The organism is Enterococcus innesii, from assembly GCF_022846515.1.
Classification (GTDB): Bacteria; Bacillota; Bacilli; order Lactobacillales; family Enterococcaceae; genus Enterococcus_D; species Enterococcus_D innesii.
In genome coordinates this window covers 3045718-3071703 of sequence record NZ_AP025635.1, presented here as the reverse complement: position 1 = coordinate 3071703, position 25986 = coordinate 3045718, and the positions used below count along the sequence as shown (strand labels likewise).

The 25986-nt window shown below is 43.4% G+C and carries 33 protein-coding genes; 9 read left to right on the top strand and 24 right to left on the bottom strand.

Translation table 11 applies throughout. The annotated features are described in order from the left end of the window. Window positions 1-91: 91 nt before the first annotated feature. The 8 genes from tsaD to ENLAB_RS14365 form a co-directional block, all read right to left on the bottom strand. Window positions 92-1111: a tRNA (adenosine(37)-N6)-threonylcarbamoyltransferase complex transferase subunit TsaD gene (gene tsaD, locus ENLAB_RS14400; RefSeq protein ID WP_077452619.1), complete on the bottom strand. Its 1020-nt coding sequence runs from the start codon at window positions 1109-1111 to the stop codon at window positions 92-94. Then, a complete protein-coding gene (gene rimI, locus ENLAB_RS14395) occupies window positions 1104-1577 on the bottom strand; it encodes a ribosomal protein S18-alanine N-acetyltransferase (RefSeq protein ID WP_081118768.1) in 474 nt (157 codons plus the stop codon). Before rimI (ENLAB_RS14395) ends, tsaD begins: the two co-directional genes overlap by 8 nt. After that, window positions 1570-2112 carry a ribosomal protein S18-alanine N-acetyltransferase gene (gene rimI, locus ENLAB_RS14390; RefSeq protein WP_005237007.1) on the bottom strand — a complete coding sequence of 181 codons (543 nt, stop codon included), beginning with the start codon at window positions 2110-2112 and terminating at the stop codon, window positions 1570-1572. The genes rimI (ENLAB_RS14395) and rimI (ENLAB_RS14390) overlap by 8 nt, the downstream gene beginning before the upstream one ends. Beyond that, window positions 2096-2821, bottom strand: coding sequence for a tRNA (adenosine(37)-N6)-threonylcarbamoyltransferase complex dimerization subunit type 1 TsaB (tsaB, locus tag ENLAB_RS14385; protein ID WP_081118769.1), 726 nt, complete (start codon window positions 2819-2821; stop codon window positions 2096-2098). Before tsaB ends, rimI (ENLAB_RS14390) begins: the two co-directional genes overlap by 17 nt. A gap of 263 nt (window positions 2822-3084) precedes the next feature. Next, window positions 3085-4065: a LacI family DNA-binding transcriptional regulator gene (locus ENLAB_RS14380; protein ID WP_081118770.1), complete on the bottom strand. Its 981-nt coding sequence runs from the start codon at window positions 4063-4065 to the stop codon at window positions 3085-3087. A 32-nt stretch (window positions 4066-4097) separates the two neighbouring features. Continuing rightward, the gene (gene galT, locus ENLAB_RS14375; protein WP_244351720.1) at window positions 4098-5582 is read right to left on the bottom strand and encodes a UDP-glucose--hexose-1-phosphate uridylyltransferase; all 1485 of its coding nucleotides are present in this window, start codon (window positions 5580-5582) and stop codon (window positions 4098-4100) included. Between the two features lie 3 nt (window positions 5583-5585). Continuing rightward, window positions 5586-6584, bottom strand: coding sequence for a UDP-glucose 4-epimerase GalE (gene galE / locus ENLAB_RS14370; protein ID WP_081118772.1), 999 nt, complete (start codon window positions 6582-6584; stop codon window positions 5586-5588). A gap of 41 nt (window positions 6585-6625) precedes the next feature. Further along, window positions 6626-7783 (bottom strand): galactokinase, encoded by a 1158-nt coding sequence (locus ENLAB_RS14365; RefSeq protein ID WP_244351717.1) that lies wholly within the window; start codon window positions 7781-7783, stop codon window positions 6626-6628. A gap of 150 nt (window positions 7784-7933) precedes the next feature. Here ENLAB_RS14365 and ENLAB_RS14360 point away from each other — a divergent pair, with 150 nt between their 5' ends. Further along, window positions 7934-8101: a DUF3042 family protein gene (locus ENLAB_RS14360; RefSeq protein WP_017144401.1), complete on the top strand. Its 168-nt coding sequence runs from the start codon at window positions 7934-7936 to the stop codon at window positions 8099-8101. Window positions 8102-8156: 55 nt separating this feature from the next. Here ENLAB_RS14360 and ENLAB_RS14355 read toward each other — a convergent pair whose 3' ends face one another. From ENLAB_RS14355 to ENLAB_RS14315, 9 genes are all read right to left on the bottom strand, one after another. Next, the gene (locus ENLAB_RS14355; protein WP_244351714.1) at window positions 8157-8513 is read right to left on the bottom strand and encodes a DUF488 domain-containing protein; all 357 of its coding nucleotides are present in this window, start codon (window positions 8511-8513) and stop codon (window positions 8157-8159) included. 151 nt (window positions 8514-8664) lie between these two features. Further along, entirely contained in the window at window positions 8665-9066 is a 402-nt protein-coding gene (locus ENLAB_RS14350) for a rhodanese-like domain-containing protein (RefSeq protein WP_016613157.1), read from the bottom strand. Between the two features lie 83 nt (window positions 9067-9149). Then, entirely contained in the window at window positions 9150-10121 is a 972-nt protein-coding gene (locus tag ENLAB_RS14345) for an ROK family glucokinase (RefSeq protein ID WP_005229395.1), read from the bottom strand. Continuing rightward, window positions 10121-10330, bottom strand: a complete 210-nt coding sequence (locus ENLAB_RS14340; RefSeq protein ID WP_005229394.1) for a YqgQ family protein — start codon at window positions 10328-10330, stop codon at window positions 10121-10123. The genes ENLAB_RS14345 and ENLAB_RS14340 overlap by 1 nt, the downstream gene beginning before the upstream one ends. A 30-nt stretch (window positions 10331-10360) precedes the next feature. Then, window positions 10361-11029: a rhomboid family intramembrane serine protease gene (locus tag ENLAB_RS14335; RefSeq protein ID WP_005229393.1), complete on the bottom strand. Its 669-nt coding sequence runs from the start codon at window positions 11027-11029 to the stop codon at window positions 10361-10363. Between the two features lie 12 nt (window positions 11030-11041). After that, window positions 11042-11581, bottom strand: a complete 540-nt coding sequence (locus ENLAB_RS14330; RefSeq protein ID WP_244351711.1) for a 5-formyltetrahydrofolate cyclo-ligase — start codon at window positions 11579-11581, stop codon at window positions 11042-11044. Window positions 11582-11671: 90 nt separating this feature from the next. Next, window positions 11672-12649, bottom strand: a complete 978-nt coding sequence (locus ENLAB_RS14325) for a FecCD family ABC transporter permease (RefSeq protein WP_194195305.1) — start codon at window positions 12647-12649, stop codon at window positions 11672-11674. Continuing rightward, window positions 12649-13629: a FecCD family ABC transporter permease gene (locus tag ENLAB_RS14320; RefSeq protein ID WP_008381077.1), complete on the bottom strand. Its 981-nt coding sequence runs from the start codon at window positions 13627-13629 to the stop codon at window positions 12649-12651. The genes ENLAB_RS14325 and ENLAB_RS14320 overlap by 1 nt, the downstream gene beginning before the upstream one ends. Then, window positions 13626-14417 carry an ABC transporter ATP-binding protein gene (locus ENLAB_RS14315; RefSeq protein WP_077452630.1) on the bottom strand — a complete coding sequence of 264 codons (792 nt, stop codon included), beginning with the start codon at window positions 14415-14417 and terminating at the stop codon, window positions 13626-13628. Before ENLAB_RS14315 ends, ENLAB_RS14320 begins: the two co-directional genes overlap by 4 nt. 202 nt (window positions 14418-14619) lie before the next feature. Between ENLAB_RS14315 and ENLAB_RS14310 the strand changes: the two genes are divergently transcribed. The 7 genes from ENLAB_RS14310 to ENLAB_RS14280 all read left to right on the top strand — a co-directional run bounded on the left by ENLAB_RS14310 (window position 14620) and on the right by ENLAB_RS14280 (window position 19446). Further along, window positions 14620-15579, top strand: a complete 960-nt coding sequence (locus tag ENLAB_RS14310) for an ABC transporter substrate-binding protein (RefSeq protein WP_244351709.1) — start codon at window positions 14620-14622, stop codon at window positions 15577-15579. 137 nt (window positions 15580-15716) lie between these two features. Beyond that, window positions 15717-15866, top strand: a complete 150-nt coding sequence (rpmG, locus tag ENLAB_RS14305) for a 50S ribosomal protein L33 (protein WP_005229384.1) — start codon at window positions 15717-15719, stop codon at window positions 15864-15866. 329 nt (window positions 15867-16195) lie between these two features. Continuing rightward, entirely contained in the window at window positions 16196-16447 is a 252-nt protein-coding gene (locus ENLAB_RS14300) for a hypothetical protein (protein WP_074933086.1), read from the top strand. A 70-nt stretch (window positions 16448-16517) separates the two neighbouring features. Continuing rightward, complete coding sequence (gene fosX, locus ENLAB_RS14295) at window positions 16518-16928, top strand: FosX/FosE/FosI family fosfomycin resistance hydrolase (RefSeq protein WP_244351707.1); 411 nt, start codon at window positions 16518-16520, stop codon at window positions 16926-16928. A 64-nt stretch (window positions 16929-16992) separates the two neighbouring features. Continuing rightward, a complete protein-coding gene (locus ENLAB_RS14290; RefSeq protein WP_077452634.1) occupies window positions 16993-17379 on the top strand; it encodes a VOC family protein in 387 nt (128 codons plus the stop codon). Window positions 17380-17633: 254 nt separating this feature from the next. Further along, window positions 17634-19028 (top strand): Y-family DNA polymerase, encoded by a 1395-nt coding sequence (locus tag ENLAB_RS14285; protein ID WP_077452635.1) that lies wholly within the window; start codon window positions 17634-17636, stop codon window positions 19026-19028. A 142-nt stretch (window positions 19029-19170) separates the two neighbouring features. Next, window positions 19171-19446, top strand: a complete 276-nt coding sequence (locus ENLAB_RS14280; RefSeq protein WP_074933093.1) for a hypothetical protein — start codon at window positions 19171-19173, stop codon at window positions 19444-19446. Between the two features lie 33 nt (window positions 19447-19479). On the opposite strand, the gene ENLAB_RS14275 is transcribed toward ENLAB_RS14280, so the two are convergent. The 4 genes from ENLAB_RS14275 to ENLAB_RS14260 form a co-directional block, all read right to left on the bottom strand. Continuing rightward, window positions 19480-19938, bottom strand: coding sequence for a hypothetical protein (locus ENLAB_RS14275; RefSeq protein ID WP_008381061.1), 459 nt, complete (start codon window positions 19936-19938; stop codon window positions 19480-19482). A gap of 67 nt (window positions 19939-20005) precedes the next feature. Continuing rightward, window positions 20006-20374, bottom strand: coding sequence for a thioesterase family protein (locus ENLAB_RS14270; RefSeq protein ID WP_077452636.1), 369 nt, complete (start codon window positions 20372-20374; stop codon window positions 20006-20008). 7 nt (window positions 20375-20381) lie between these two features. Continuing rightward, window positions 20382-21596, bottom strand: coding sequence for a CCA tRNA nucleotidyltransferase (locus ENLAB_RS14265; protein WP_244351705.1), 1215 nt, complete (start codon window positions 21594-21596; stop codon window positions 20382-20384). Next, on the bottom strand, window positions 21583-21933 hold the full coding sequence (locus ENLAB_RS14260; RefSeq protein WP_016621021.1) for a nucleotide pyrophosphohydrolase: 351 nt from the start codon (window positions 21931-21933) through the stop codon (window positions 21583-21585). Before ENLAB_RS14260 ends, ENLAB_RS14265 begins: the two co-directional genes overlap by 14 nt. 136 nt (window positions 21934-22069) lie before the next feature. On the opposite strand from ENLAB_RS14260, the gene ENLAB_RS14255 reads away from it, so the two are divergent. After that, complete coding sequence (locus ENLAB_RS14255; protein WP_244351703.1) at window positions 22070-22975, top strand: YitT family protein; 906 nt, start codon at window positions 22070-22072, stop codon at window positions 22973-22975. A gap of 45 nt (window positions 22976-23020) precedes the next feature. Here the strand turns inward: ENLAB_RS14255 and ENLAB_RS14250 are convergent, their stop codons facing one another. The 3 genes from ENLAB_RS14250 to ENLAB_RS14240 are packed head-to-tail and all read right to left on the bottom strand — an operon-like array spanning window position 23021 to window position 25897. After that, complete coding sequence (locus tag ENLAB_RS14250) at window positions 23021-23578, bottom strand: YpiB family protein (RefSeq protein ID WP_244351702.1); 558 nt, start codon at window positions 23576-23578, stop codon at window positions 23021-23023. A 9-nt stretch (window positions 23579-23587) separates the two neighbouring features. After that, the gene (locus ENLAB_RS14245) at window positions 23588-24847 is read right to left on the bottom strand and encodes a tetratricopeptide repeat protein (RefSeq protein ID WP_194195300.1); all 1260 of its coding nucleotides are present in this window, start codon (window positions 24845-24847) and stop codon (window positions 23588-23590) included. After that, window positions 24848-25897: a hypothetical protein gene (locus tag ENLAB_RS14240; protein ID WP_244351700.1), complete on the bottom strand. Its 1050-nt coding sequence runs from the start codon at window positions 25895-25897 to the stop codon at window positions 24848-24850. Window positions 25898-25986: the final 89 nt, after the last annotated feature.

The following is a 25986-nucleotide window of genomic DNA, read 5'->3' as shown; positions in this document are numbered from 1 at the left end:
CCAAATGATGAAATAAAATACAACGAAATCTTCTGTTTGCTCATAAATGAAACAAAAAAACACCTAAGAACGGATCTTAGGTGCTATCATCTTAAGAAATCGGATGGGCAAAGCTGACACTTGGATCAGCATTCAATGAAAGGTCTGCTAAGCGCTGCTTTTTCAACGCAACATGGGCATAGGCACCAATCATGGCCGCATTATCTCCGCAAAGACGCAATGGTGGAATCAACAATTCCACTTCCGGCAATTCCTGCATCGCTTCTTGTAAAGCGTCACGCAACCCTTGATTCGCGGCGACCCCGCCAGCGACGATCAGCTGGTTTACTGGATAGGCTTGGCATGCCCGCAACGTTTTATGAACCAATACTTCGACAACGCTGGCTTGGAAACTAGCTGCTAGATTTTCTACTGACAAAGCTTCCTCTCTTTGCTGTGCATTATGCACAAAATTGATAAAGGAACTCTTCAAGCCGCTGAAACTAAAATCAAAATTATCTTCTTGTATCATTGCTCGAGGAAAGTGATACGTATCACTGCCTAGATGCGCAAGGCGATCAATTTCTTTTCCACTAGGATAAGGCAAACCCAGAACACGACCGACTTTGTCATAGGCTTCTCCAGCGGCATCATCTCTCGTTTCACCGATGATCTCAAAAGAGCCATCTTCTGCCATATACACCAATTCGGTGTGGCCACCGCTGACCAATAATGCCATTAAAGGAAAAACCAATGGCTTCACTAGACGAGCTGCATAAATATGTCCTGCCATGTGATTGACCGGAATCAGTGGTAAGCTGTGGGCCCAGGCAAAGGCTTTCGCTGCAGAAAGTCCAATCAATAATGCCCCAACCAACCCTGGACCATAGGTGACAGCAACAGCTGATAATTCTTCAGGCTGTGTGTCAGCCTGTGTCAATGCTTCCTCGATGCATAAAGTAATCTGTTCAACATGGTGACGACTAGCGACTTCTGGTACGACACCGCCGAAGCGCTGGTGGCTCTTGATCTGCGAAGCAACAATGTTACTTAAAATGGTGTCACCGTTTTTAATCACTGCCACACTTGTTTCATCACAACTGCTTTCAATGGCTAAAATCAACTCATTCATTTGATTTTTGTCCGCCTACTTTCTTTTCCATAATCAACGCATCCTCTTCAGGATGACTGTAATATTTTTTTCTACGACCGATGACTGTATAGCCCATACGTAAATAAAGAGCTTGTGCTTGCAAATTCGACACGCGCACTTCAAGATAGATTCGCCGACCATCAGTTTGTTCCACGATCGTTTCCATTCGTTTCAACAATTCTTTCGCCAAACCTTGCCCTTGATATGCTGGTAAAACCGCTACATTAAACAGCTCTGCTTCATCCAGCACTTGCTGAAAACAGAGAAACCCAATCAGCTCTTGATTAGTTTTTCCATAACGGAACAAATAGCGACTGTTGCTGTTTTGCAAATCTTGTTGAAATTGCTGTAGATTCCAAGGCGAGCCAAAGGGATAGCTCTGATCTGCCAATGACCAAAGCATTTGCGGTGTCGGGATCGTTTGATCTGCTTGTTCGTTAGTCATTTAAAAATTTCACCATATCCAATGCGTCTTCATTGCCTTCGGTGTAGTACGCCGTTTTGATCGCCTGTGAAACAAACCCGAGGGTCCGATACAAACGTTGCGCATCACGATTGCCCAGGCGAACTTCTAATGTCAAACGGTCGCATTTGTTTTTCCTTGCATAACGTTCGATTTCTCCTAGCAAGAAAGAACCGATCCCTTTTCCTTGATAATCAGGAATGATCGCGATATTGGTGATATGGGCATCAGCGCCTAAAATCCGCACCCCGATAAACCCAATCATCCGCTCATTATGCAAGATGCCCAAATAAAGATGTTTGACCCGTGAATAAAGCTCTGACAAAAAGGCGCTTTTGGTCCAAGGCAGTTCCCCAGCATACACGAGACGCTCCACCTGCAACAGCTCTTTAATGTCATCACCGACTAATTCACGAACAACATATGTTTCCCCTCGTATCTCTTTTTTACGCTCTGGGTATTGAATCTGACGGAAAAGAGCCAGCTTTCCCGTCATCGTTTTAAATTTTTTCAACATAGGCATCCACTCCCGGTTCATGCGAGGCTAACCATTTTTCTTCGGCTTCAACTAATTTTAAATAGTCTGGTACAAAATCATGGATCGAAGCTACCGGCGCTTCTTCTTTCGCAATAGCAGCTAAAACCACGCCATTCGGGTAATTCCATAACGACACTTGATTGATATGGGCTGTCGGCAGCTCCGCCTCGATCATGTCTTTAAATTTGATGGTATCGGCGCCGACAAATAGCACTTCTTGACTATCGACTGCTTTTAGCTGGGTCAATAACTCAGACAGTGAGATATGCTGGTCTTTGATCCTTGTTTCTAAGGTCCCATTATGCCATTGGTAGGCACCTGCGTAGACATTTTGACGGCGAGCGTCAAACAACGGAACGATCACTTGAGATACGCCCACGCAATTGGCAGCGACTGTTTTCAAACTAGAAACACCAATCAGCGGGATGTTCAATGTTTGTGCCAGCGTTTTTGCTGTTGTGACGCCGATTCGCAAACCTGTATACGAACCAGGACCTTTCGCAACAACGATTTGCTCCAGCTCTTTAGGTGCCATCCCCACCGCTTGCATCAATCCATCAATGGCAGGCATCAATGCTGTGCTGTGGTTTTTGATCGCCATCGTCTGGCTTTGTCCCAACACTTCTTGACCATCGACCACCGCAACCGCCAGTGTCTGGTTTGAGGTATCAATCGCTAATGTTTTCATCTATCTTCTCCCCATTCAAAAAACTCTCTCATATTCTACCATATTCTAATCAAATGCCCAACCAAGTCTCCAAAAAGATGCCTGCGTTTAGAAAAAAAGCAATAGGACAACAATACCCGAACCTTTGAAAAAAGCAAGCGCGGCTGCAGCTGCAAACCGACGAGGCTGTTTAAAGGTTCGGGTAAGGCGATATGCATTTTTTTGTTATTCCATTAAAACTCAGTTGCGTGTGTAACGACATCCTTCGTTGATTCAACTGGTTGCTAGGAAGATTGGCGCGTAATCAGTTCCGTTGCGATCGTAACTTTGCGAGGAACGGGTGCTGCATTCGTAATTATATCCAGCAAGGTCGTTACTGCCAACTCTCCCAGCCATTCCGTATGAACTTTGATAGTTGACAGAGTCGGAAAGACGTACTTTGCAACACTGACATCATTGAAGCCAATAATTGCAATCTCATCAGGAATCTTGATGTTTTTTTCTTGCAAAGCACGCATAGCGCCAATCGCTAAGGCATCACTGGAAGCAAATAGAGCACTTGGCAACTCTTTGTTTTGCTGCAAATACTCTTTCATCGCCTCATAACCGCCCTCTACTGTAAAGGGTGCGCTGAGATGATATTGCGGGTGGTGCAACTTCAACCGGCGGAGCCGTTCCTCAAAAATCCGGCGCCGAGGGTCTTCGATTTCTTGGTGATGATCCTTGGTAAACTCAACGCCTGATAACAAACCGATCCTTTGGTGGCCTTTTGCAATAAAGTCATCGATCACTAAATCCACCGCTTGTTGAAAGTCCACCACCAGAGAATTGACGCCCTGGGACAATGCGTCAAAATCGACCATCAACAAATTGGATTGGCTTTTTTTCAATTGTCGAATCTGGTGATCATCGAATTTTCCTAGTGCAATCGTTCCATCGACGGCGGTATCAGTCAATCCTTCATAAGGTTCTTTCAGCAACCGAATCCCTAATTCTTCGGTTTTATTTTCAATCCCGATACGGATCGCTAAGTAGTAAAGATCCGCTAATTCTTCCTCGGTATCAAACCATTGGATCAAGCGCATACTACTGGTTTCCGGCTGACTCTTCTTTTTATGTTTTGTGTAATTGAGTGCTTCTGCGGCTTTAAAAATTTTCTCTTTGGTTTCAGAGCTGACCGATAATTCTGAATCGTAATTCAGCACCCGTGATACAGTGGCTGGCGAGACGCCAGCCTGTTGTGCAATATCTTTGATCGTTGCCATCTTCCAGCCTCCTTTTTTTGCGGGGAACTTTTTTATAAAGTAGCTATAAAGCGAGCAAAGGCCGCTTGTCCTGTCTGGTCTCGTTTGAAGACGCCTGCATGCGTCAATACTTGTGTAAAGACTTCCCCTAATGCATTACGTAAAATCTGCGACACGTTTTCGGCATTGCATTCTGGGTACTGGGCTTTGATCGCATCTGCCCAAGGAATATGGTATGCCGCGATCTGATTGGGCTGATCCAATAGATAAGCAGTCACTTCTTCTAGTTCCGGAGCTAAACGCGGTGGGAGAACTGCCAAGCCCATGACTTCAATCAATCCGATATTTTCTTTTTTGATATGCTGCACTTCTTGATGCGGATGAAAAATGCCGTCAGGATGTTCTTCGGAAACATTATTATCCCGCAAGACTAAGTCCATTTCAAACAGCTCTCCTTGCTTGCGTGCGATCGGTGTCACCGTATGATGAGGCGTTCCATCTTCTGAAAAGGCATTGATCGAAACACTTGGATCTGAGTACTGTTGCCATTGTGCTAACACATATTGGCAAGCGGCGGCTAATTTTTGTTTGTTTTTCGCTTGTAGTCGTATCACCGACATTGGCCACTTCACGATCCCCGCAGCGACATCAGGAAAACCAGTCAAAGAAAAGCGTTGCTCGATCGGCGCTTTTGCCATGGCAAACGTGTGCCGTCCTCCTTGATAATGGTCATGAGACAAGATCGAACCACCAACGATCGGCAGATCGGCATTGGACCCGACAAAATAATGCGGCATCACTTCAATGATCTGCAACAAGCGAGCAAAGGTTTGCAAATTGATTTTCATAGGACGATGATCTAAAGAGAGAAAAATCGAATGCTCATTGTAATAGGCGTATGGAGAATATTGAAAGCCCCATGCTTCATTATCCAAATTCATGCGAATGATCCGATGGTTGGTCCGTGCTGGATAATTGACTCGTCCTTGGTAGCCTTCATTTTCCAAACACAACATACATTTCGGATAATCTACAGAAGCAGCGGCACCTTCTTGGGCAATTTGCTTGGGATCTTTTTCAGGTTTTGACAAATTGATCGTGATCTCGATCTCCCCATACTCCGTATCAACAGGAAAGACGATATTTTTAGCGATGGCCCGGGTCTTGATGTAATCATTTTGACGGCACAGCTCAAAGAAATAATCCGTCGCTTCTTTAGGATCATTGGCATAATGCTGCGCAAAAAAAGCATTGACTACTGAAGGTGGTGGCGTCAAAAAGTCCATCAACTGGGCTTCAAAGATTTCTCTTTCTGCTTGAGAATCACCAATTTGCTGATTGCTCAAAGCGCATGCCACTAGTTCGTCCATCAATTCAATCGAGGAACGAGCAACAGAACGAATTTCGCTGGGCTTAAAAACAGCTTCCCCGATCATGGCTAGTACTCGGTTTTGCAAATAAATACGATCCATTTCCATCCAGCCGCCAGCCTTGATTGCTAAAGTGACGAAATCGCTGATTGTTTGGCTGATCGTCATTGGTTATTCCTCCTGCCCTTGATACCCATTTGGATGGCTGACATGCCAATTCCAAGCAGTTTCGATGATTGCTTCGACGTCGGTATAGACTGGTTTCCAGCCTAAAACCTTTCGTGCTTTTTCACTCGATGCCACTAAGGTACTTGGATCACCGGCACGGCGCGGCGCCACTCTGGCTGGGATCTCTTTTTTCGTTACATTGCGGGCAGCTTCCACCATTTCTTTCACAGAGTACCCATGATTGCTGCCTAGATTGAAGACATTGCTCTCATTGCCTTTTTGTAAATACTCTAATGCCAACAGGTGAGCAGCGATCAGATCTTCGACATGAACATAATCGCGGACACAAGTACCATCTGGAGTATCGTAATCCTCCCCAAAAATCGCTACCTCTTTACGTTGTCCTAAAGCAGCTTGCAAGATGATCGGTACTAAGTGTGTTTCTGGATCATGGTCTTCACCGATCGAAGCATCCGACTTCGCGCCAGCCACATTGAAATAACGCAATGCGACATACTTCATTCCATAGGCTTCATCGCACCAACGCATCATTTTTTCCATGATCAACTTGCTTTCGCCATATGGATTTTTAGGATTTGTTGGGGTTTCTTCCGTGATTGGACTATGGTCAGGTTCCCCATAAGTTGCTGCTGTAGAGGAAAAGACGATATGTTTCACTTGATGTTCCTTCATCACTTCTAAGAGGACCTGCATCCCATACACATTATTGTTGAAATACTTCAATGGTTTTTCTACGGATTCTCCCACCAAAGAGCTGGCAGCAAAGTGAATCACGCCATCGATCGTTTCTTTTTCAAATACCGATTGTAAAAATGCTTTGTCGCGAATATCTCCTTCATAAAAGGTTGCTGCTGGATGGATCGCTTGGCGATGTCCTGTCAGCAAATTGTCAACGACAACGACTTGTTTTCCTTGTCCGATCAATTGATCGACTGCATGAGAACCGATATAGCCGGCTCCTCCTAATACTAAAATCGCCATATTTTCAGCCTTCTTTCTTCATTCCTTCATCGTTTCTTATTCTACAGTTTTCGTGCACCATCATCAATACTTGCTTGATAAATGTCGGTTGCGTAGCCGATTTCTGCTAAATAGGTTGCTTTGACGGACGCTTCAAAATCAGCCCATTCACTTGCTTTGACCAATGCGATCCCGCAGCCGCCAAAGCCCGCACCAGTCATCCGCGCACCTAAAACAGCAGGATGCGCTTGAGCAGCTGCGACTAATGTATCTAGTTCACGCCCTGTCACTTCATAATCATCCCGCAATGAAGCATGGGAGGCATTTAACAACTGGCCGAATTCTTCAAGATCACCAGCAGTCAAAGCGGCTTTTGCTTTTAATGTCCGTTGGTTTTCCGTCACTGCATGTTTCGCCCGTTTGATCAAGAGTGGATCATCGATCAATGCTGTATTTGCAAAAAAGGTTGCTTCGTCTAATGCGCCCAATGAATCAATGGCTAATGATTTTTGCAAACGAGCTAATGATTCTTCACATTCTGCACGTCGTTCATTGTATTTAGAATCAGCCAATTCGCGGCGCTTATTGGTATTCATGATCGCTACGACATAATCGCCAAATGCCGCTGGTACGACTTCATAATTTAAAGTGTTCGTATCTAAAAGCAATGCATGGTCTTTTTGACCCATTCCGATCGCAAATTGATCCATGATCCCTGAGTTAACGCCAATAAACTCATTTTCGACTTTTTTGCCGATTTTAACTAAGTCCAAGGTCGTCAGGGTTAAATCAAAGAGATCTTTTAGACAAACCCCCGTCAGCAATTCAATCGATGCAGAGGAAGAAAGACCTGCGCCATTGGGAATGTTGCCATAAAAAGCGATGTCAAAGCCACGATCGATCCCTTGCCCCGCTTCTTTTAGGAAACGAACGACCCCTTTTGGATAGTTTGTCCAATCATCTTCTTTTCGGTAATCCAGCTCATCTAACGAAAAGGAAATTACGCCTTTTTCTGGAAAGTTTTCTGAATAGAGTTGGATCAACTGGTCTTCACGTTTTCGTGCTACTGCATACGTCCCTAATGTGATTGCCGCCGGGAAAACATAACCGCCATTGTAATCTGTGTGTTCACCGATCAAGTTGATTCTCCCTGGCGCAAAATACATGCCTGTGCCTGCTGTTCCAAATTTATCAATAAAGATCTGTTGCAATTGCTCCATTTTTCTCACTCCTACTTTCTTTTTAGTAAACTTATTGTAAAATATTTACTAAATCATTTCAAGCGTTTTCAATCCCAAAAGTGATTTTTTTTGATATTTTTTCCGTTTTCATTCATAATGAACCTATAACTAAAGGCGAGGTGTTTAATGATGAAACGATTTCTTTCAGGATTTTTAGTAGGAACAGTCGCAACGGTTGCTGCAGCTGCAAGTGTTGTTATGACGGTCAAGAAACAAGTGATTGATCCAATTGATGAACAACAAGCGGATCATGATGAAAAACGGAAACGTGCGATGCGTAAAAGCGTTGCCCGTTAATCATTTGCTACAAAAGAGCCGTCAGCCTTCAATAGGCTGGCGGCTCTTTTAGGTATCATTCTTCCTTCTCCAGTAAGTCCTGCAAAATCACGGCTTGATTTTGTTCTTCATTTTTCGCTCCGTATAGTAAGGTCACGGTCTCTTGTTCAGCAACCAACGTTTTTAACTGTGCCAAGGCATCTTTGGTTGGCGTTTTCTCTAATTCTTGTAGATAGCGGTCTTTAAACGCATCAAAACGTTCAGGATCATGCCCAAACCATTTGCGCAATTCAGTACTTGGTGCGACTGCTTTAAGCCATAGATCGATCTGTGCTGTCTCCTTTTTCATTCCTCTGGGCCAGATGCGATCCACCAATACCCGATAGCCATCTGTCGTTTCCGCCGCTTCATAAATTCTTTTTCGCTTGATCAATGCACACTCTCCTTACTGATAGACCTAAGTTCTATAAATAAAGGCAAAAGCCCACAATGTAACTTGAACAATGACTTACTTGAAACACTCCGTTTGGTGTTTCGTCGCTCATTCAAATTTGCTTGTGTTCTTTTGCCTTGAGTTCTCTGTTTTATAAACTATTTTTCTTTTTCGTCTTGCCGCTCCAGCCTTCATACCCTTCTTTTAGGATATAGACGTTGGTAAAGCCTTCTTTGCGTAATTTATTTGCTGCCCGAATGCTCAACGATTTACGCGTGTCATATAAGTAGATCGGTTGATCTTTACGAAATGCGCTGAAGGAATTCGTCAAAACAGTAAAGGGAATATTACGCGCCCCTAAAATATGTCCACTGTCAAACTCATTTTTTTCCCGAACATCGATCACTTGGGCTTTCTTCATTCCTGCTTTGAATTCATCTTCTGAGATGATCGTTGCTGAACGGCGTCCCATGATTTGAAAATACGCCCAGTTCAAAGCGATTGCTAAGATAATTAATGCCAAAACCAAGTTTAGCCACATAATTGGTGTCATTTCTTCTATTCCTCTCTGTTGTAACAATCATTCTTTTTTTGATGTATGCTGCTTGAATGTATCATTGCCTAGCAGCTTGTCATCTATGCTTTTGCTGCAAATTGCAAAGCTAATGATGCTGCCCCGATCACACCGGCGTCATTCCCAAGTTCTGCCAATTTGATTTCGGTACTTTCCGTTACCTGTGGGAAGGTAAACTGAGCAAAGTAGGCAGCAACCCGTTCACGTAAAAATTCACCGGCTGCTGATACGCCTCCACCTAAAACGATACTTGATGGATTTAATGTGTTTCCTAGGTTTCCGCATGCCAACCCAAGGTAGAAGCACACTTTATCAACGACCATCAAGCCAAATGGATCGTTTGCTTGAGCTGCTTCAAAAATATCTTTACTTGAAACATCTTCCCCATTGTCCAGCTGTTGTTTCAATGCCGAGTCGCCAGCATATTCTTCTGCTAGCTGTCGAGCAACTCGCACAACACCCGTCGCACTAGAAACTGTTTCTAAACAACCACGTTTGCCGCAAGTACATTCAAATCCTTCAGGATCAACAGTGATATGCCCGATTTCTCCGGCACAACCCGCAACCCCATGAAGCAATTGCCCTTCCATGATGATACCGCCGCCAACACCTGTACCTAGTGTGATAAAGATGACATCAGGATTGTTATCCCCTGCCCCTTTCCAACGCTCACCTAAAGCTGCTACATTGGCATCGTTATCGATGGCAAACGGGATTTTTGTGCCTTTTTCAATCAGTTCTTTGACTGGCTGAAGTGTTTTCCAGTTCAGATTGTAGGCACCGATGACGGTTCCTTTGTCACGGTCGACACTTCCTGGTGTCCCCATACCAATACCAATAAATGCTTCCGGCTGTAAGCCATATAATTCTAGGCGATGATTGATCGATGCCACGATTTCTGGCACGATATGTGAGCCTTCATCAAGAATATTGGTGTCAATACTCCATTTTTGCTGAATCTCGCCTTCGCTCGTTAAAATAGCGAATTTCACAGTTGTTCCGCCTAAATCAATTCCGATGATTTTTTTGTCCATCACTTGTTTTCCTCCCGGCTTTCTTCAATTCGATGCTCCCGCGTAAGAATTCGCCGGGCAGTCAGATATACATCCCGATCTATCAAGCGACTGTCATAAAAGTTCTTCAGCTCGATTTGCATCAGTTCTATATCGTAGATCCGCTTGCCGACATATACGTAAACACCAAATTGTTTCAGTAATTGTTGTACGTCATATAACGTTTCCATTTAACCACTTCCTGCTTATTATACAAGTAATTAATATTTTTTAAAACCATATATCACAAAAATAGCCAATAAGAAAACAAAGAGTACGCCAGAAAGGATTCTGGTGTGGATCGAATATTTTCCGTAGTTCTTTGGCAATGCCAAAAGATTCCCTAACAATAACCCACCAAGGATCCCCCCAATGTGTCCCCACATATCGATCGTTTGATCAAACACCCCAAAAACTAGGTTCAATCCAACGAATAAGGCAAATTGCCGTACCATTGCTTGGATGCGATAATCATTTCTAAAATGCCAACCTAAGATCAAAAATGCCCCAAAAAGTCCAAATAAAGAAGTACTAGCGCCTGCTGATTGAACCCCTATTTGGTTGAATGCGAAACTCATGGTATTGCCCATGATGCCGCTTAGTAAATACAAGGCAAAAAAGCGGCTATGACCATAGATGGCTTCTACTTGCTGCCCCATATAATAGAGAATCACAGAGTTGATCGCAAAATGTGCCAACCCGAAATGTAGAAAAATTGGGGTAACGAAACGCCAATATTCATTTAAATAGACGACAAACGGACCAAACATCACCCCGCCTGATTGAATAGAGGGACTAAAATAACCTAAGATAAACACAATTGTTTGGATAGCTAAAAACAGATACGTGAAGACCGGCTGATTCAGCCATCTTTTCATTTGAGAATTCATTGACGTGCTCCTTTACGTGCGAATAAGCGAATCCGTATAGATTTTATCGATTGGGATGTCGAATACATCTGGTGTCCATTGATCGTTGAATTGTTCTCCGAAAACCAAAGAAACGGTCTTGCCATCAAAAGCTGATAAGAAACGATCATAATAGCCACCGCCAAAGCCGATGCGATAGCCTGTTTTCGAAAAAGCCAAACCGGGAACAATCAGCAAATCCAAGTGATGGGCTTCTTGCTCACTGATCGGCTCTTCAACCCCAAATGCCGACGTTTCATAACGCGTTGCCGGCTCCACATGATAAAACTGCAATTTTTTTTGTTGTGCTTTCGGCACTGCGATTCGTTTGTTTTGTTCAAATCCTTTAGCAAAAATAGCCGCTGTATCAAATTCAAATGGCAACGAACGGATCACACCTACTGACTCAGCCGTTTGCCAAATCTGAGAAGAAAACAGCAACTGCAAAATCACCGTTTCTTTCTGCTGCTTTTGCTTGATCGGCATTTTTTTTAATGTTTGGATCATGTGCTCTCTAATGACTGGTTTTTCCATTGGATCACTCCTCTCAGAAATAGTACCAAAAACTGTGTCCAAATAGCAAACTAGAATCGCAGATTTCTTGGCAAGATCATGACTTTTTGCTTATCGCCCCTTGCGTCGGATCAGTAAGTAGACGAAGTACGGTGCCCCTACGATAGAAATGATGATACCAGCTGGGATCTCACCGCTGGTCAATAGTAAACGGCCGATCGTATCACTGACTAAGACTAGCAGACTGCCGATCATTCCGGCTAAGAAAAAGGCACTGCGAGATTCTCTGCCGATGAGCCCCTTGGCGATATGAGGCGCTAATAAGCCAACAAAGGCTAAATTACCGGTATAGCCAACCGTACTGGCAGCCAAACCAACCGCGATCACTAAAAACCACGTCCGCAAACGGGTCAAAGAAACCCCTAAGCTAATTGCCTGCTCCTCGCCAAAGCCAAGTAAATTAAGCCTTGGTACGGTCCAGAACGCTGCGGCAGACAATACGATGACCCAAGGAAGCAGACTGGTGATTTGCTGCCAAGAAGTTCCCCAAATCGAACCTGAAAGCCATGCTGCTACAAAGCGATAGCGATCTTTTGATAATTCCACCGTAAAAAGTAAGGTAGCCGCCGCCAACCCTGCATTGACAGCGATTCCCGCCAGCAGCACTCGCTCCATCGACAACAATTGACGGTGCTTATAGGCAATCAAATAGACCAGTAATGCAGCTAATAAACCACCGATGATCCCAACAAAAGGCAAGAGCTGCGATCCTTGGGTATAAAACCCTAAGTAGATCATTACAAAGAGACCCGCGCCATTGTTGATTCCTACGATACTTGCATCAGCCAGCTCATTTCTCGTCACCCCTTGCAAGACAAACCCAGAAAAACCAAAGGCACCGCCGGCGATCAATGCCAGACAAGCCCGTGGCAGTCGAAACTCAGTAAACGTCAGTACTTGACTTGAAGACGCCGTTCCTTGAAAGATTGCGCCTAATGTTTGAAAGGATAAGATTGTTTTTCCTACCATGACACTTCCTAAAAAAGCGGCCATCACCAGTAGAAAAAAAACAAAGAGTGTTTTTTTCATCAGTCTTCCCTCCGTATCTTGACCAATAGAAAAGGCACACCGATCAACGCCATCAGTATCCCAAATGGCGTCTCAAAAGGGGGATTGATCAAGCGACCTGCCAGATCAGCGGCCATCACTAGAGTCCCGCCTCCGATGATCGTCAAAGGCAAAATCAGTTGATAGTTTTTACCCACCATTCCTCGCACGACATGAGGAACCATTAAGCCGACAAAACTGACCGGTCCAACAAGCGAAACCGCCATTCCCGCCAAAACTACGACTAACAGTAAGGCAGATGCCCGAATCAGATGCGGATGCTTCCCTAATGAAATAACGGTGTCATCTCCTAGCGCTAACAGATTGAGGGCTTTTCCTAGACGTAGCACAAAAACGATGGCTATCAGATAGATGGGTCCCACAAAACGCAGTTGTTGCCAAGTCACATTCGCCGCACCACCGATAAACCAAAAGGCTAGCTCTTGGTTTAAATCAAATTGCAATGACAGAGTTTGACTAATGGCTGAGAAAAAAGAACTTAATGCCACACCAGCCAAAATCAGTCCCGTGGGCGACATGCCTAGTTTGGCGTATCTGGTCAGTAAAAAAAGCAGCCCAGTTGCCGCAAACGCACCAAAAAAGGAAAACAGCGCCGCTTGACTCGGTTGCACACTAGGAAAGAGGATAAATGCGATCGCTAGTCCCAAGGCAGCCCCACTATTGACACCTAAAAGACCACCGTCTGCCAAGGGATTTCTCGTAATCCCCTGCATGATGGCTCCTGTAACAGCAAAACAGCTTCCTACTAGAAAAGCAGCCAAAACACGCGGCAATCGGATATTGCGCAAGACTTGATGCAGCTGATTCTCATAATCAAAAGCAAAGACAGCATCCCAAATCGTTTCAAAAGAAAGGTCGGCCGCTCCTTGAGTGATCGCTAAAAAGAAACAGATAATAAAGCAGCCGCTAAAAAGCAGCAGCAACCAAGGAAATTTTTTCATGCTTGGGCTCCTAACTCATAGGTCAAGACCAACGGCTTTGTACTATTAGGAAAGGTACCTAACACGGCATCGATTTCAAACAAACGTTGCAGCCATTCTTTGGTCAGCACTGTTTCCGGTGTACCGGAAACCAACAGCTCTCCACCTTTTAATGCGTAAATATAATCAGAAAAACGTGACGCATGATTCAGGTCATGAATCGACATAATGATCGTTTTTCCGTAGGTTTTATTGATTTGCTGTAATAAGAGCAAAATTTCTAATTGATGCGCAGGATCTAAAAAAGTCGTTGGTTCATCTAAAATCACGATATCCGTATCTTGCGCCAGTGCCATGGCGATCCAAACGCGCTGTTTTTGTCCCCCTGACAGCGTGCTGATCGTTTCATCTGCTAGTGCCGTCAAACCCGTTGCCTGCAAGGACCAGTCGATCGCCGCAAGATCTTGTTCCGATAGACTATTCAGTCCTTTTTGATAGGGAAAACGACCGTAAGAAACGATTTCGCGAATCGTCAAGCCAATCGATGAGTCGCTAACTTGAGAAAGCAGCGCAATCTTTTTAGCCACTTCTTTGGTTTTAATGTTCTGTAGGTTTTGGGCATCTAATAGGACCTCACCAGACAAAGGCTGTAAAATTCGGGCGAGTGCCTTTAAAAATGTCGATTTTCCACTGCCATTCGGACCAATCAACCCGATGATTTTTCCTTCTGGTATCTCGATTGTTAGATTTTGCACAATTTTTTGTTTTTGATAGCCGACACTTAAGTCAACTGTTCGTAATTTCGCCATATTCGTCCCCAAAATAATTGATTGATAATGCTTATCAATTATGAATGTAATCCTGCTATTCGTCAATAGTTCTAAAAAAAGGAAATAAAAAAATATGATTGACAAACGAGGGATTCTTCGTGATAATAGCTATCAGCAAATGAGAACTATTCTCAATTAAAGCAATAAGTGCTCAACATGTAACAAAGGAGGAATTTTTTCTATGAAACAATGGTCAAAAAGAAGTACTTGGCTTACCCTACTAGCTGCCTGCTTCCTTACCCTACTGGGTGCTTGCGGCGCGAATAATGACTCAACGGATAGCAGTGGATCAGCCACTACTTCTTCAGAAATAGCAACAACCTTTACCGATGCGATGGGAAATGAAGTCACTGTTCCCGAAAACCCACAACGGGTGATCGGTAGTTATTTGGAAGATTATTTGGTTGCATTAGGGGTAACACCAGTTGCTCAATGGACCGTCGGCAATGACAGTGATCAAGCATACTTGCAAGACAAACTAGCAGATGTGCCAAGAATCAATTATGATCTGCCCTATGAAGATGTCTTGAGCTTTGAACCAGACCTGCTACTGATGGACAGCAGTTCCATGGTGGAAGGTGACAAATATGAACAATACAGCAAGATCGCGCCAACTTATGTGGTCACAAATGGCGAAGACGTGACCTGGCGTGAACGCTTGACAGATATCGCAAAGGTCTTACACAAAGAAGAGCAAGCTGCCCAAGTAGAAGCCGATTATGATGATTTAGTCGCTGCTACCAAAGAAGCTTATGCTGATCAAATCAAAGGCAAGTCGATCGCTGTTTTATGGGTGGTCAATAATTCCGTCTTCATGGTTTCAGAAACAAAATCAAGTGGTCAGCTACTTTATCATGAACTCGGTTTTGAAGTTCCCACACTAGTTTCAGAAATCAGTGAAAGTGCCACTGCCGATTGGTCTGCGGTTTCTCTTGAAAAGCTGGCAGAATTGGATGCCGATTACTTGATTTTAGTGAATAGTGATAAAGGCGCTGATTTTTTCAGTGAACAAGTCTGGCAAAATCTCGATGCAGTCAAAAACAATCATTTATGGGAATTCGGCCCTGAATCAAGCTGGCTCTACAACGGTCCGATCGCCTATACCAAAATGATCGAAGATATCCAAGGCAAATTGAAGTGATACGTTCCCTGAAATTCGTCAAGTAAAACTACTTAACAAATTTCAGGAAAAAGCTAGCATTCCCTCACGAAACATGCTATTATATTTTAGTCTGAGAGATTTCTTAGAGGATTCTTGTATCGTTAGGGGGGAAAATCATGCGCGTAAACATCACATTAGAGTGCACTTCTTGTAAAGAACGCAACTACTTATCAAACAAAAACAAACGTAACAATCCTGATCGTTTGGAAAAGAAAAAATATTGCCCACGTGAAAGAAAAGTTACTTTACACCGCGAAACAAAATAATACTATTTAAGAAGTTCGCAAACGCTGATAACCAAGGCGTTTGCGAACTTCTTTTTTTCAGACATTTTGCAATGATAGCTGCTGCATTTTTATTTCCCTCTTTACACAACCACTCCCCTATTTTCACTTATTTGCTTTGAACTTTTGAACCAACTTTTTCTTTGAAGCGACGTATAAATAAATTTTAATGTATAATGAAAAAAAGAAACTAATGTTCAACAAAGGCGGCACATAGAACGTGAACCAGCTTTTTCTTCTAGCTGTCCTTTCAATATACTTTGAGTACCAGCCGCCCCTTTCATGCTATACTGCCTATAGGAGGTGAACCCATGCTTGGCAATTTTACGTATCTACCTAGTAACTATCGTCTGTTTTATGGCGCTTTTCTTTTTGCTCTTATTGGAAATATGCTTTTCATTTTCATCAAACACCCTGCTTGGACCTTTAGCCTACCGACGGTGATTGTCCTCTTCTTAATAAATGTCTTCTTTTGGACAAAATACAAGAAGAAACTTATTCCTTGCGCAACAGATGCACTGTTTTATGTTCTGCTCTTCCTCTTGGTATTTCACAATCACTAACATAATGCTTCTTTTGATACTAATTGTTTCTCTTTCCCCTATTTCGTCATAACAAAGGAGTGTTGATGCGATGGAGATTTCCCATATCACGTTGATCGTACAGAATTTAGCAAAGACGACAACGATGCTGGAAACATTGTTTGAAGCAGAGGAAATTTATGATAGCCGAGACCAGTCTCATTCTTACTTCCCAGAAAAATTCTTTTTGATCGATGGCTTATGGCTTGCTGTTATGGAGGATGCCTCCCAGAAGCTGCCGAAAACGTATAACCATATTGCCTTTAAAATCGATCCAACTCAAATCGATTCCTTGATTACGCGCATCCGAGGACTAGGATTGAAGATTGAAAAAGATCGTGCTCGTATTAAAGGCGAAGGTGCTTCTATTTATTTTTACGACGATGACAACCATTTGTTTGAACTGCATACTGGTACGTTGGCTGAACGATTGCACCATTACCGTCTGACAGAAACTAAGTAATCTTCATTGCTCGCAACTGCATGGACTGTTATGTAAAGAATTCCCACATGAAAGGAAGAAAAAAATGAAACTAGATATGGTCGGTATTATCACAAAGAACATGGAACAGGCACTGGCTTTTTATCAAGTACTTGGCTTCACGCCATTAGGTCAGCACTCAGAAGATTATATGGAATTAGCAAATGATGGTGTTCGCATCTCCTTGAATAGCCGCAAAATGGTTGCCGGGATCTACGGACATCCACCAATGACTGTGGGTGATACGATTGAATTAGCCTTTTTATGTGATTCCCCTGAAGAAGTTGATGCCCTTCATGCAAAAGTCGTAGCTGCCGGGTATCAGTCTTTCAAAGAACCCTGGTCTGCCTTTTGGGGGCAACGCTATGCCATCGTCAAAGATATAGACGGCAATCTCTTAAGTTTGTTTGCAACGCTACCTGCCGAAAATTGATCCATAAAGCGACAGTCGATCCAATGGATCGGCTGTTTTTTTAATCATTCCGGCGGGTAAAAAGACAAAATCCCGTTTTAATGTCCAATCGAATTCTGACAATCTGAATCGAATGTATTTCTTATAAACCAACGTTTTCCCTCAGTTAGAAACGAAAATAATATCTCTATAAAAAAACAAATCCACTCATCCGCTCCTGTTCGCTTGACAAAAAAGAACAAACGTTCGTATAATTTCGTTAAGGAGTGATAAAAATGGGTGGTTTTAATTATGCGCTCGAGCCAAAACGCGATATCTTATTTATCGATGTCAAAAGTTTTTATGCTTCTGTCGAATGCATCTCGCGCGGATTAGACCCTATCCAAGCGATGCTGGTCGTCATGTCTCATTCTGACAATACTGGAAACGGCTTAATCTTAGCGGCTTCCCCCAAGGCAAAATCGGCATTAGGAATCTCAAACGTGACTCGCAATGACAATCTGCCGACGCATCCGGATTTATACAAAGCATCGCCACGTATGAGTTTTTATATCAAAGAAAATACCAAAGTCAATAATGTCTTTCGCAAATATGTCGGACAAGACGACTTGCTGATCTATTCAATTGACGAAACGATGATGGATCTGACCCGTACACTGGATCTTTTCATTCCCGATAAAACCATTTCTCGCGAAGAAAAGCGATGGCTGATTGCCCAGCAAATTCAAAAAGACATTTACGAAACAACGAAATTGTATGTCACCATCGGTATTGGCGACAACCCTTTGTTAGCAAAATTGGCTTTGGATAACGAATCCAAACACAACCGTTCCTTGATTGCCGAATGGACCTACGAAGATGTACCGACAAAAGTTTGGCAAATCGCCCCTATGACGGAGTTTTGGGGAATCGGTCGACGCACAGAAAAACGACTTCACTTGATGGGGATTGAAACGATCGAACAATTGGCTCATGCCAGTCCTGATCTTTTGCGCAGCCGCATGGGGATCATTGGTGAGCAGCTCTACCATCACGCTCACGGCATTGATCGCACGATTTTAGCTGAACCGACACCGCAGGTCATGGAAAAAAGTTATGGCAACAGTCAGGTCCTACATCGCAATTATTACTTGCAAGAAGAAATTGAGATCGTCATCAAGGAAATGGCGGAGCAAGTTGCCGCCCGAATTCGCCGCCATCATTGTCAGACCGCTTGTATCAATGTTTACATCGGCGTAGCCTTTGGGGAAACTGCCTCTGGTTTTTCCCGACAAATGAAGATCCCGCCAACTGACAATACCCGCAAACTTGTGGCTCATTGCCTGTTTCTCTTTCGAAAATTTTATACGGGGCAAGTCGTTCGCCACATCGGTATTACCTATTCAAAATTGGTTTATACAGAAAATGTCCAGCTGGATCTTTTTGAGCAGGCAGAAACGCAGTTGCGCCAACGTAAATTAGATTTGATCATCGATAAGATTCGTGAAAAATACGGCTTCACTTCGATCGTTCACGCCACAAGCCGGATGGAAGGCGCTCGTGCCATTGCCCGTAGCAAATTAGTTGGTGGTCATGCTGGTGGTCTAGATGGGATCGCCAACATAGGACCTGTCCATCAGCAAACGGAGAAAGAATCGATAGCTAATGGTTCGCAAACGACAGTTACATAAATTTGTTTCTTTCCTTTGTGCTCACAATTCTTAAGATAACATTAACAAATGGTCTATTTTTTAAAGATTTATGTAATTTCGATTCATTCATCTCCCCCTTTGTTCCTTTCTAAGGTACTTTAATAGCAAGGAGTGTGAGCAGATGAAAATTGACAAAATCGAATACAAACGAGTCATCAATGGTGCAGGACACCTTGAGTACGATTTGCTGCAATATGTAGAAAAGAATCGGGCGACTGCTGCACAAAACCTGAAACAGTCTGAGATCGATTACCTTCTGGAAAAAGACATTCAGCATCGGATCATTCAACATGCTCGTAAAAGTTTTTTTGGCGATACGATCGTTTTAAAAGATGAATATGCCGAAGATTATCTTTTATTAAAAAAGTATACGGATATGTTCCAAGAATCATTCTAAAAAAACGCAGAACCAGCTGGTTCTGCGTTTTTCTTATTCTTCGAAATGTTCTTGATAAACGTCATCAACCGTTTGATTTGGGTCGATCACGATATACAGACTCTTCGTTTTTTCACTGATTTTTGTTGATTGGTATACATTATCCAATCCTTCCGTATCTTTGTCCTTGTATGGGAAATACACAAGATCCGGTGTACCGTTACGGTAAAGAATTTCCATCCGTTCAATATCTTCATATTTCAACGCACGAGCAAACATCCCTAATTCAAGTCCGCCTAAGTTGATGTCATGTGTTGCCACATGATCGCCTTCTTGGAAGATTTCAATTTTGAACCCAGCACATGGATGAATCTCAACAAATTCACTTCCGTGGATACGGCCAAAACTGGTCGTGATTTGTTTGATCCACAAGTCACCGATGTAACGGCGCTCGATCGTCCATGTTTCTCCATTACGGAAATAAAATTTTAAAGCTTTCATTTCTCTAGCCATGACAAAACGCTCCTTTTTATTAATAATACATTTTAATTCTAACACATAGTCGCTACTGGGACACAAATTAACTTTGGTTTTCGTTGACTTTTTTCATAAACCGAGAGATTTCCACCGCCGCTCGTTGATGAGTCCCTTTGGCAATGAGTTGTTGAGACCCATCGGTCACCTGATAATCAAACTGGAATCCTTGTTCTTTTTCCCATTGGACAAAAACAGTGATTGTTGCTCCGACCGGGGAAGGTTTTAAATGATCGATCGAAAACTTTGTACCCACGGTAGTAAACCCTTTATCTAAAGTAGGCTCAAGTGCTTCCCAACAGGTGTTTTCCACCATTGCTACCAGTCGAGGGGTTGCTAAAACTGCCAAGCCCCCAGAACCCATAACAGCCGCAGTGTCTTGAAGGTCAACGAGAAAGTCTTTTTTACTTTCCATTCTTCAGTTATCCCTCCTTCGCTAAATATGCTTGGGCAAATGCCAATAGTGCTTCTTTCTCATTAGGAACTTTCCGTGTGATGACTGCAGCTTCGGCAGCAGCCAAGACTTCTTTGAGCCACGGACCAGAAGAACGATCAACTGTCTGCAGCAAATCGCGTCCATTGATCGCCAGCTCCTTCAAAGAATGGATCGGTAGTTGCTGATACCGCTGACTGATTTTTGCTGGATCATTGGGCAGCTTGTCATAACGCAATAATCCCTCGGCTAAATAGGTCGCTTCGAGACCGAACTGATACAACAGCAGATCGTTCCATTCGCCGTTTCGACGCATTAGCAGTGCTTGATAAGCCGTGTGTACTTGGCGGATGCAGTCATTGGAACATTTCCAAGCTTTTAAAAAGCTGCGGACTGCCTCTGGCGCTAAACCGATTTGGTCAATGAGCAAAACCCAAGCAGCCGTTTCGGTTTCTAAAGGAATCGCGGGCAAGTCTGCCATCCGCAACAACGCTTCGCCATATTCCCGTAAGCCTGGGCAGTAGATATAGCATTCGGTTTCTACGAAAGCCTGTAATGCTTGATTACGATGATTGCCTAACAGTAATTTGACGAATTCAATCATGATCCGTTCAACAGAGATTTTTCCTAACAAGGCATGATTCGTATGGATAGCAGCCAACGTTTCTTTTTCCAAAACAAAGCCTAATTGGCTGACAAAACGTAGCCCCCGCATCATTCGCAGCGCATCCTCATGAAACCGTTCCTGTGGGTGACCCACTGCTCGTAAAATTTGATTTTCGATATCTGCAAGTCCATCGAAAAGATCAATGATGACCCCATCTTCTTGAAGTGCCAATGCATTGATGGTAAAATCCCGCCGCTTTAGATCTTCTTTCAAGGAACGGACAAAATCGACTTTGTCAGGTCTACGATAATCTTGATAGGCGGCTTCGGTTCGAAACGTGGTGATCTCATATTGTGCATGCTCCCACAAGACCAGCACCGTCCCATGCTCGATACCAATGTCAATGGTTCGAGGAAAAAGCGCCTTGATCTCGGCTGGAAATGCACTGGTAGCAATATCGACATCATGGATCGGCTGGCCTAAGATCGTATCCCGCACGCTGCCGCCAACGAAGTAGGCTTCATAGCCTGCGGCTTCGATTTTTTTTAGGAGTGGTGCAGCTTCTGCAAATTCTTTTGGTAGTTTAGTCAGCTTCATGTACTTTCCCATCTTTTCTTTCAAAACGATACGCATCCCGCTGATTGAATTTTGCCATATTTTCCTCAAACACTTCAGTCAGGTCGATGTCTAGTGAATTAGCCATGATCATCGTCACAAAGAGTACATCACCGAGTTCTTCTGCCACGGTCTTTTCAACTTCATCGCTTTTTTTATTTTTTTCCCCGTAATAGTGATTCACTTCTCGCGCCAATTCGCCAACTTCTTCGGTCAAACGAGCCATTTGGGCGAGGGGGCTGAAATAGCCAGTTTTAAATTGTTGAATATAGGCATCGACTTCTTCTTGCATCGATGCCAAAGAACGTTTTTCTGTCATCTTCTTCACCCTTTCTCGTTTATCTTACCAAAAGAATGGCTGCCTGCCTAGATAGAGCCCCCTCAGGATTTGTTGTACATTCAATGATTTCGTGCTACATTGATACTTGTGGAAGTTGAATAACGGAGGAAACAGGATGCGGGCATTTTTTTCATGGCGAACGATTCGCGACATTGTTTTGATTATTTTCGGTACGAGTATTTATGGCTTCGGTCTAGTCTATCTAAATATCCCAAATGATTTAGCAGAAGGCGGTGTGACAGGGATTACCTTGATCCTGCGAGCCTTATGGGGAATCAATCCTGCCATTAGTACGTTGATCTTAAATATTCCGATCATTTTGATCGGTGGCAAAATTCTTGGTCGACGCTCATTAGTGTATACGATTTTAGGAACCCTTGGTTTGTCTTTTTGGTTGGCCTTTTGGCAGAGTGTTCCCCTGTTGATCGATCTACAGCACGATCTACTGATCGTCGCACTCTTAGCCGGTTTGATTGCAGGAATCGGTAGTGGGATCGTCTACAAAGTTGGTGGAACAACAGGTGGCGTCGATGTATTGGCACGTATTTTAGAGAAAAACTTTGGGGTGACGATCGGGCGGTCGCTTTTGATCTTCGATGTATTCGTCCTGTTGCTTTCTTTGACCTATATAGATTTGAACCGCATGATGTATACGTTGATTTTTTCTTATGTCTTCACGCGTGTGATCGATTCGATCCTAGACGGCGGCTATTCAGCGAAAGGGATCTTAGTGATCAGCAATCACAGCGAAGAGATGGCTCCTGTTTTAATGGATGAATTAGAACGCGGTGTCACGTTTTTACAGGGCGAAGGGGCTTACTCAAGAGTATCGAAACAAATCATATATATGGTGGTCAGTGGACGGGAGATTTCTGAAGTCAAGCGCATCGTTCATGACTTTGATCCGCAAGCGTTTGTTTCGGTCATCAATGTCCATGAAGTCGAAGGCGAAGGCTTTACCTACTTAAGGCCTAAGTCGCGGTTCTTACAGCGCAAAACCGCTGTTTCTAAAACAAAATAATGACATAAAAAAAGCAGCCCCGATTAAAGGACTGCTTTTTGCTTGTTACCGGCTTTCTTCTTTTTGCTGGAGCAAGTGCCGATTTACTTCATCGGAAAGTTCTAAGAAGGCATCACGATCCCCGTTTTCCAATGCTCGATCGATCTGCCGATACAAGGTATCGATTTTGGTTTTTGCTTCTTCTTTTTCAAGGTACTGGGTAACATGTTGGGTCATTTCTTGATCCAAGTGGTCGTTCCACCGTTCATAGGGATTGTCTTCCAGAACAGCTAAATATAGGGATTGCGACCAAGAATCTGGGAAGAGACATTCAAGATACAACGGTTGTTTCCAATTCATGCGAATCTCATGAAAAATCTGATCAATGTCATAAAAGGTCTGTCCCTCGATACTCAAGACAAAGGGTTCGCCTCCAATTTCCGTACTGTGGACACTTAACCCTCGTTTGGCTGCAGCGGCCCCTTCTACAAAATGAACATTGGTCAAGATCGCTTCATGATTCGCCAGATAGTTCAACACCCAAGAGACTTCACGACGACTGAAGGAAACGGTCGAAACTAACCAATTAAGAAACTTTTTCTTTTCTTGTACATTGACGTTCATTTCTCTCACCTATCTTTCTAATAAGTCCTCCACGATCGACTGTACTTCTAAATCACCTGGCTCGTGTGCCAAATAATGTTGCAGCAAATGAAGTGCTTCAGACAAACGTCCTTCTTCACGTAAGAAAATGCCGTATTCCTTCATAAACGCTGGTTCATGATGCAAATCAGCATTGGCTGCTTCGTAATATTTTGCTGCTTTGTCAAAATCTTCTAACGCATTGAAGGCTTGCGCCAGATTCCATAGAGCGTGAGGCTGTTCATTGTCCTCCATTCGCTCGATCGCCAAGATCGCTTCTTGCCAACGCTCTTCATTCAAGTATAAATTACTTAAGGTCAGCAAGGTATCCTCTTCTTTTTCACCAGTTTCCAGTGCTTTAAGTAAAAATGATTCGGCTGCTTCACTGTCATGAAGTCGATAAGCATTCTCGGCAGCAAAATGATAGAAATCTACTTGATATGGATCTTCATGAATTCCTTCCTCGATCACACGTTGCGCTTCTTCCAGCTGCTCTTCTTCTTGCAATGCTTCAGCCAAATAGAGATACAAGGCCCGGTATTGGGGATTCATGACCCGCAACTGCTGCAAGTAGCGTATCGCTTGTTCATTTTCCTTCAGCTGCAAATAGACTAAAGCTGTTTGAAAGAGACGCTCATCCGTCTGTTCGTCTTCTAAGCTTGCTTCAAAGTATTCTAATGCCTCTTCAAACTTACCTGCCATACTCAATGAAGTCCCAGTCCGTTCAACGATTGAGATCCCTGAAATATCCGTAATTTCTTCTTCCAACAATCCTTGATAAAGGTCAACAGCTTCTTGATAGCGATCCGTTGAAAAAGCTAACTCAGCTAAGGCAAAGCGAATCAAGGGTTCCTCTGGCACAAGGCTTTGCGCTTCTTTTAATTTGGCTTCACTGACTTCCGGGATACCGATCAGTTGATAGAGATCCGCACTCAATAACAAGGCTTGCAGATACGCTTCACTCGTTGGCGGAATTTGATCGATATAGGCAAAGGCCGTTTCGATCTGATCTTCTTCCATCGCAATTTCTGCTAAAGGAAGCAGCAAAGCTTCATTTTCAGGGTGCCGCTGCTGCAGGGTTTCAAATAACGTTTTTGCCTCTTCTAAAAAACCGATCTGCAATAATTCATCGCCCAAAGCGCCGAGTGTTTCATCATCATCTTTTTGCAGTGCTTCGGTAAAATTCAATTGTGCTTCAGCCAACTCTTCTGCGGCTAGTGCTTTTAACATTTTTTCACTATAAGTTTCCATCTAGACCCCTCGAATCTCATTGATTAATCGGTGATAAGTCTCCATCGTCTGGACAAGATCTTTTTCCTCGATTTCTGTTCTGCCCCCTATTGTACCAACTTTTGCCAAAAATAACAGTTTTTTTTCTTTTTGCTGCAATTCTAGTACATGGCTGAAATACTCGCTTAAGGAAAAAGATTCGGGCAATTCGATAGGAAAGCCTAATCGGGCAAGCCATTGGCAAAACACCGGCAGATCGACAGTCAATTGCTGCTGCTGGACTGTCCAAATAAAATGAAACAAAAAGCCAAAGAACAATTTCATCGCATCAGACAGCAAGTGACCATTTTCCGTTCGATAAGCAGCATCGGTAAAGAGTTGCCCAAACTCCTCCAATTCGCCGCCCGACTGCTGATACAATTGGATCAGCTGATTGGTATATGCTGCCAATGAGTGTCTCATCAACGCCTGATGACTGGGATACGTTCGATAAAGCTCTTTTAAAAAATCGCTATCGGCAAGCACGCCACCACGGATCAGGGTCAAAAAGTCCACCAGTTTCCCATCGATCTGCTTTTCGGCAATCGTCTGATCGAAAATAACAAATTGTGGTGTGTTAGGGTTTTGCAACATCGGGATATCTGGCTTTTTCACAACGATCGCTGTTTCTTTGACACTTTTAGCTAAAGCCCGCAAGGAGACGGGAATCAGCCAAAGCTTTGTCGTTAGAACCGAAGTCGCATGGATAAAACTGCTCAGTGCCAATACACCTTCATTCCCAAATCCGACGATCAACAAGGACTCTTGCTTAGAAAAGCGACCGAAGAAATCCATTGCGGCCTTAAATTCGCTAAAGTTGTTGCAATACATTTGGTTGGTACAAATATACCAATTGACCTCGCGCGGCAAAAACAGGCGTGTTACTTTTTCTGAAAAGCGGTCATAATAACGCTGATTCGTCAAAATGATCACCTGTTGCGGCTCGATCGACTGTTCTTTCATGACCGATGCCAGTGTTTCACCGTAAGAAATCTGAGTTTCTTGCTCATTTCTGTAAAAAACAGCTTCCATCGGCTCACTCCTTTGTTGCTACTACTTACTATTATAGCAAGAAGCCGCTGAAACACCTACTAAATCGCTAACCATTAGGAAGTATTTTT

Excerpts from the sequence above, each read along its gene's own strand:
- ENLAB_RS14245 (WP_194195300.1), bottom strand. The coding sequence starts at position 24,847 with ATGGAAACTTATAGTGAAAAAATGTTAAAAGCACTAGCCGCAGAAGAG.
- ENLAB_RS14255 (WP_244351703.1), top strand. The coding sequence starts at position 22,070 with ATGCGGGCATTTTTTTCATGGCGAACGATTCGCGACATTGTTTTGATT.
- rpmG (WP_005229384.1), top strand. The coding sequence starts at position 15,717 with ATGCGCGTAAACATCACATTAGAGTGCACTTCTTGTAAAGAACGCAAC.
- ENLAB_RS14290 (WP_077452634.1), top strand. The coding sequence starts at position 16,993 with ATGAAACTAGATATGGTCGGTATTATCACAAAGAACATGGAACAGGCA.
- tsaD (WP_077452619.1), bottom strand. The coding sequence starts at position 1,111 with ATGAATGAGTTGATTTTAGCCATTGAAAGCAGTTGTGATGAAACAAGT.
- galT (WP_244351720.1), bottom strand. The coding sequence starts at position 5,582 with ATGACGATCAGCCAAACAATCAGCGATTTCGTCACTTTAGCAATCAAG.
- ENLAB_RS14240 (WP_244351700.1), bottom strand. The coding sequence starts at position 25,897 with ATGGAAGCTGTTTTTTACAGAAATGAGCAAGAAACTCAGATTTCTTAC.
- ENLAB_RS14330 (WP_244351711.1), bottom strand. The coding sequence starts at position 11,581 with ATGGAAAAACCAGTCATTAGAGAGCACATGATCCAAACATTAAAAAAA.
- rimI (WP_005237007.1), bottom strand. The coding sequence starts at position 2,112 with ATGTTGAAAAAATTTAAAACGATGACGGGAAAGCTGGCTCTTTTCCGT.
- ENLAB_RS14275 (WP_008381061.1), bottom strand. The coding sequence starts at position 19,938 with ATGGCTAGAGAAATGAAAGCTTTAAAATTTTATTTCCGTAATGGAGAA.
- ENLAB_RS14280 (WP_074933093.1), top strand. The coding sequence starts at position 19,171 with ATGAAAATTGACAAAATCGAATACAAACGAGTCATCAATGGTGCAGGA.
- ENLAB_RS14365 (WP_244351717.1), bottom strand. The coding sequence starts at position 7,783 with ATGGAGCAATTGCAACAGATCTTTATTGATAAATTTGGAACAGCAGGC.
- fosX (WP_244351707.1), top strand. The coding sequence starts at position 16,518 with ATGGAGATTTCCCATATCACGTTGATCGTACAGAATTTAGCAAAGACG.
- ENLAB_RS14250 (WP_244351702.1), bottom strand. The coding sequence starts at position 23,578 with ATGAACGTCAATGTACAAGAAAAGAAAAAGTTTCTTAATTGGTTAGTT.
- ENLAB_RS14300 (WP_074933086.1), top strand. The coding sequence starts at position 16,196 with ATGCTTGGCAATTTTACGTATCTACCTAGTAACTATCGTCTGTTTTAT.
- tsaB (WP_081118769.1), bottom strand. The coding sequence starts at position 2,821 with ATGAAAACATTAGCGATTGATACCTCAAACCAGACACTGGCGGTTGCG.
- ENLAB_RS14320 (WP_008381077.1), bottom strand. The coding sequence starts at position 13,629 with ATGAAAAAATTTCCTTGGTTGCTGCTGCTTTTTAGCGGCTGCTTTATT.
- ENLAB_RS14265 (WP_244351705.1), bottom strand. The coding sequence starts at position 21,596 with ATGAAGCTGACTAAACTACCAAAAGAATTTGCAGAAGCTGCACCACTC.
- ENLAB_RS14270 (WP_077452636.1), bottom strand. The coding sequence starts at position 20,374 with ATGGAAAGTAAAAAAGACTTTCTCGTTGACCTTCAAGACACTGCGGCT.
- ENLAB_RS14260 (WP_016621021.1), bottom strand. The coding sequence starts at position 21,933 with ATGACAGAAAAACGTTCTTTGGCATCGATGCAAGAAGAAGTCGATGCC.
- ENLAB_RS14380 (WP_081118770.1), bottom strand. The coding sequence starts at position 4,065 with ATGGCAACGATCAAAGATATTGCACAACAGGCTGGCGTCTCGCCAGCC.
- ENLAB_RS14325 (WP_194195305.1), bottom strand. The coding sequence starts at position 12,649 with ATGAAAAAAACACTCTTTGTTTTTTTTCTACTGGTGATGGCCGCTTTT.
- ENLAB_RS14345 (WP_005229395.1), bottom strand. The coding sequence starts at position 10,121 with ATGGACAAAAAAATCATCGGAATTGATTTAGGCGGAACAACTGTGAAA.
- ENLAB_RS14340 (WP_005229394.1), bottom strand. The coding sequence starts at position 10,330 with ATGGAAACGTTATATGACGTACAACAATTACTGAAACAATTTGGTGTT.
- ENLAB_RS14310 (WP_244351709.1), top strand. The coding sequence starts at position 14,620 with ATGAAACAATGGTCAAAAAGAAGTACTTGGCTTACCCTACTAGCTGCC.
- ENLAB_RS14285 (WP_077452635.1), top strand. The coding sequence starts at position 17,634 with ATGGGTGGTTTTAATTATGCGCTCGAGCCAAAACGCGATATCTTATTT.
- ENLAB_RS14350 (WP_016613157.1), bottom strand. The coding sequence starts at position 9,066 with ATGACACCAATTATGTGGCTAAACTTGGTTTTGGCATTAATTATCTTA.
- galE (WP_081118772.1), bottom strand. The coding sequence starts at position 6,584 with ATGGCGATTTTAGTATTAGGAGGAGCCGGCTATATCGGTTCTCATGCA.
- rimI (WP_081118768.1), bottom strand. The coding sequence starts at position 1,577 with ATGACTAACGAACAAGCAGATCAAACGATCCCGACACCGCAAATGCTT.
- ENLAB_RS14335 (WP_005229393.1), bottom strand. The coding sequence starts at position 11,029 with ATGAATTCTCAAATGAAAAGATGGCTGAATCAGCCGGTCTTCACGTAT.
- ENLAB_RS14315 (WP_077452630.1), bottom strand. The coding sequence starts at position 14,417 with ATGGCGAAATTACGAACAGTTGACTTAAGTGTCGGCTATCAAAAACAA.
- ENLAB_RS14360 (WP_017144401.1), top strand. The coding sequence starts at position 7,934 with ATGAAACGATTTCTTTCAGGATTTTTAGTAGGAACAGTCGCAACGGTT.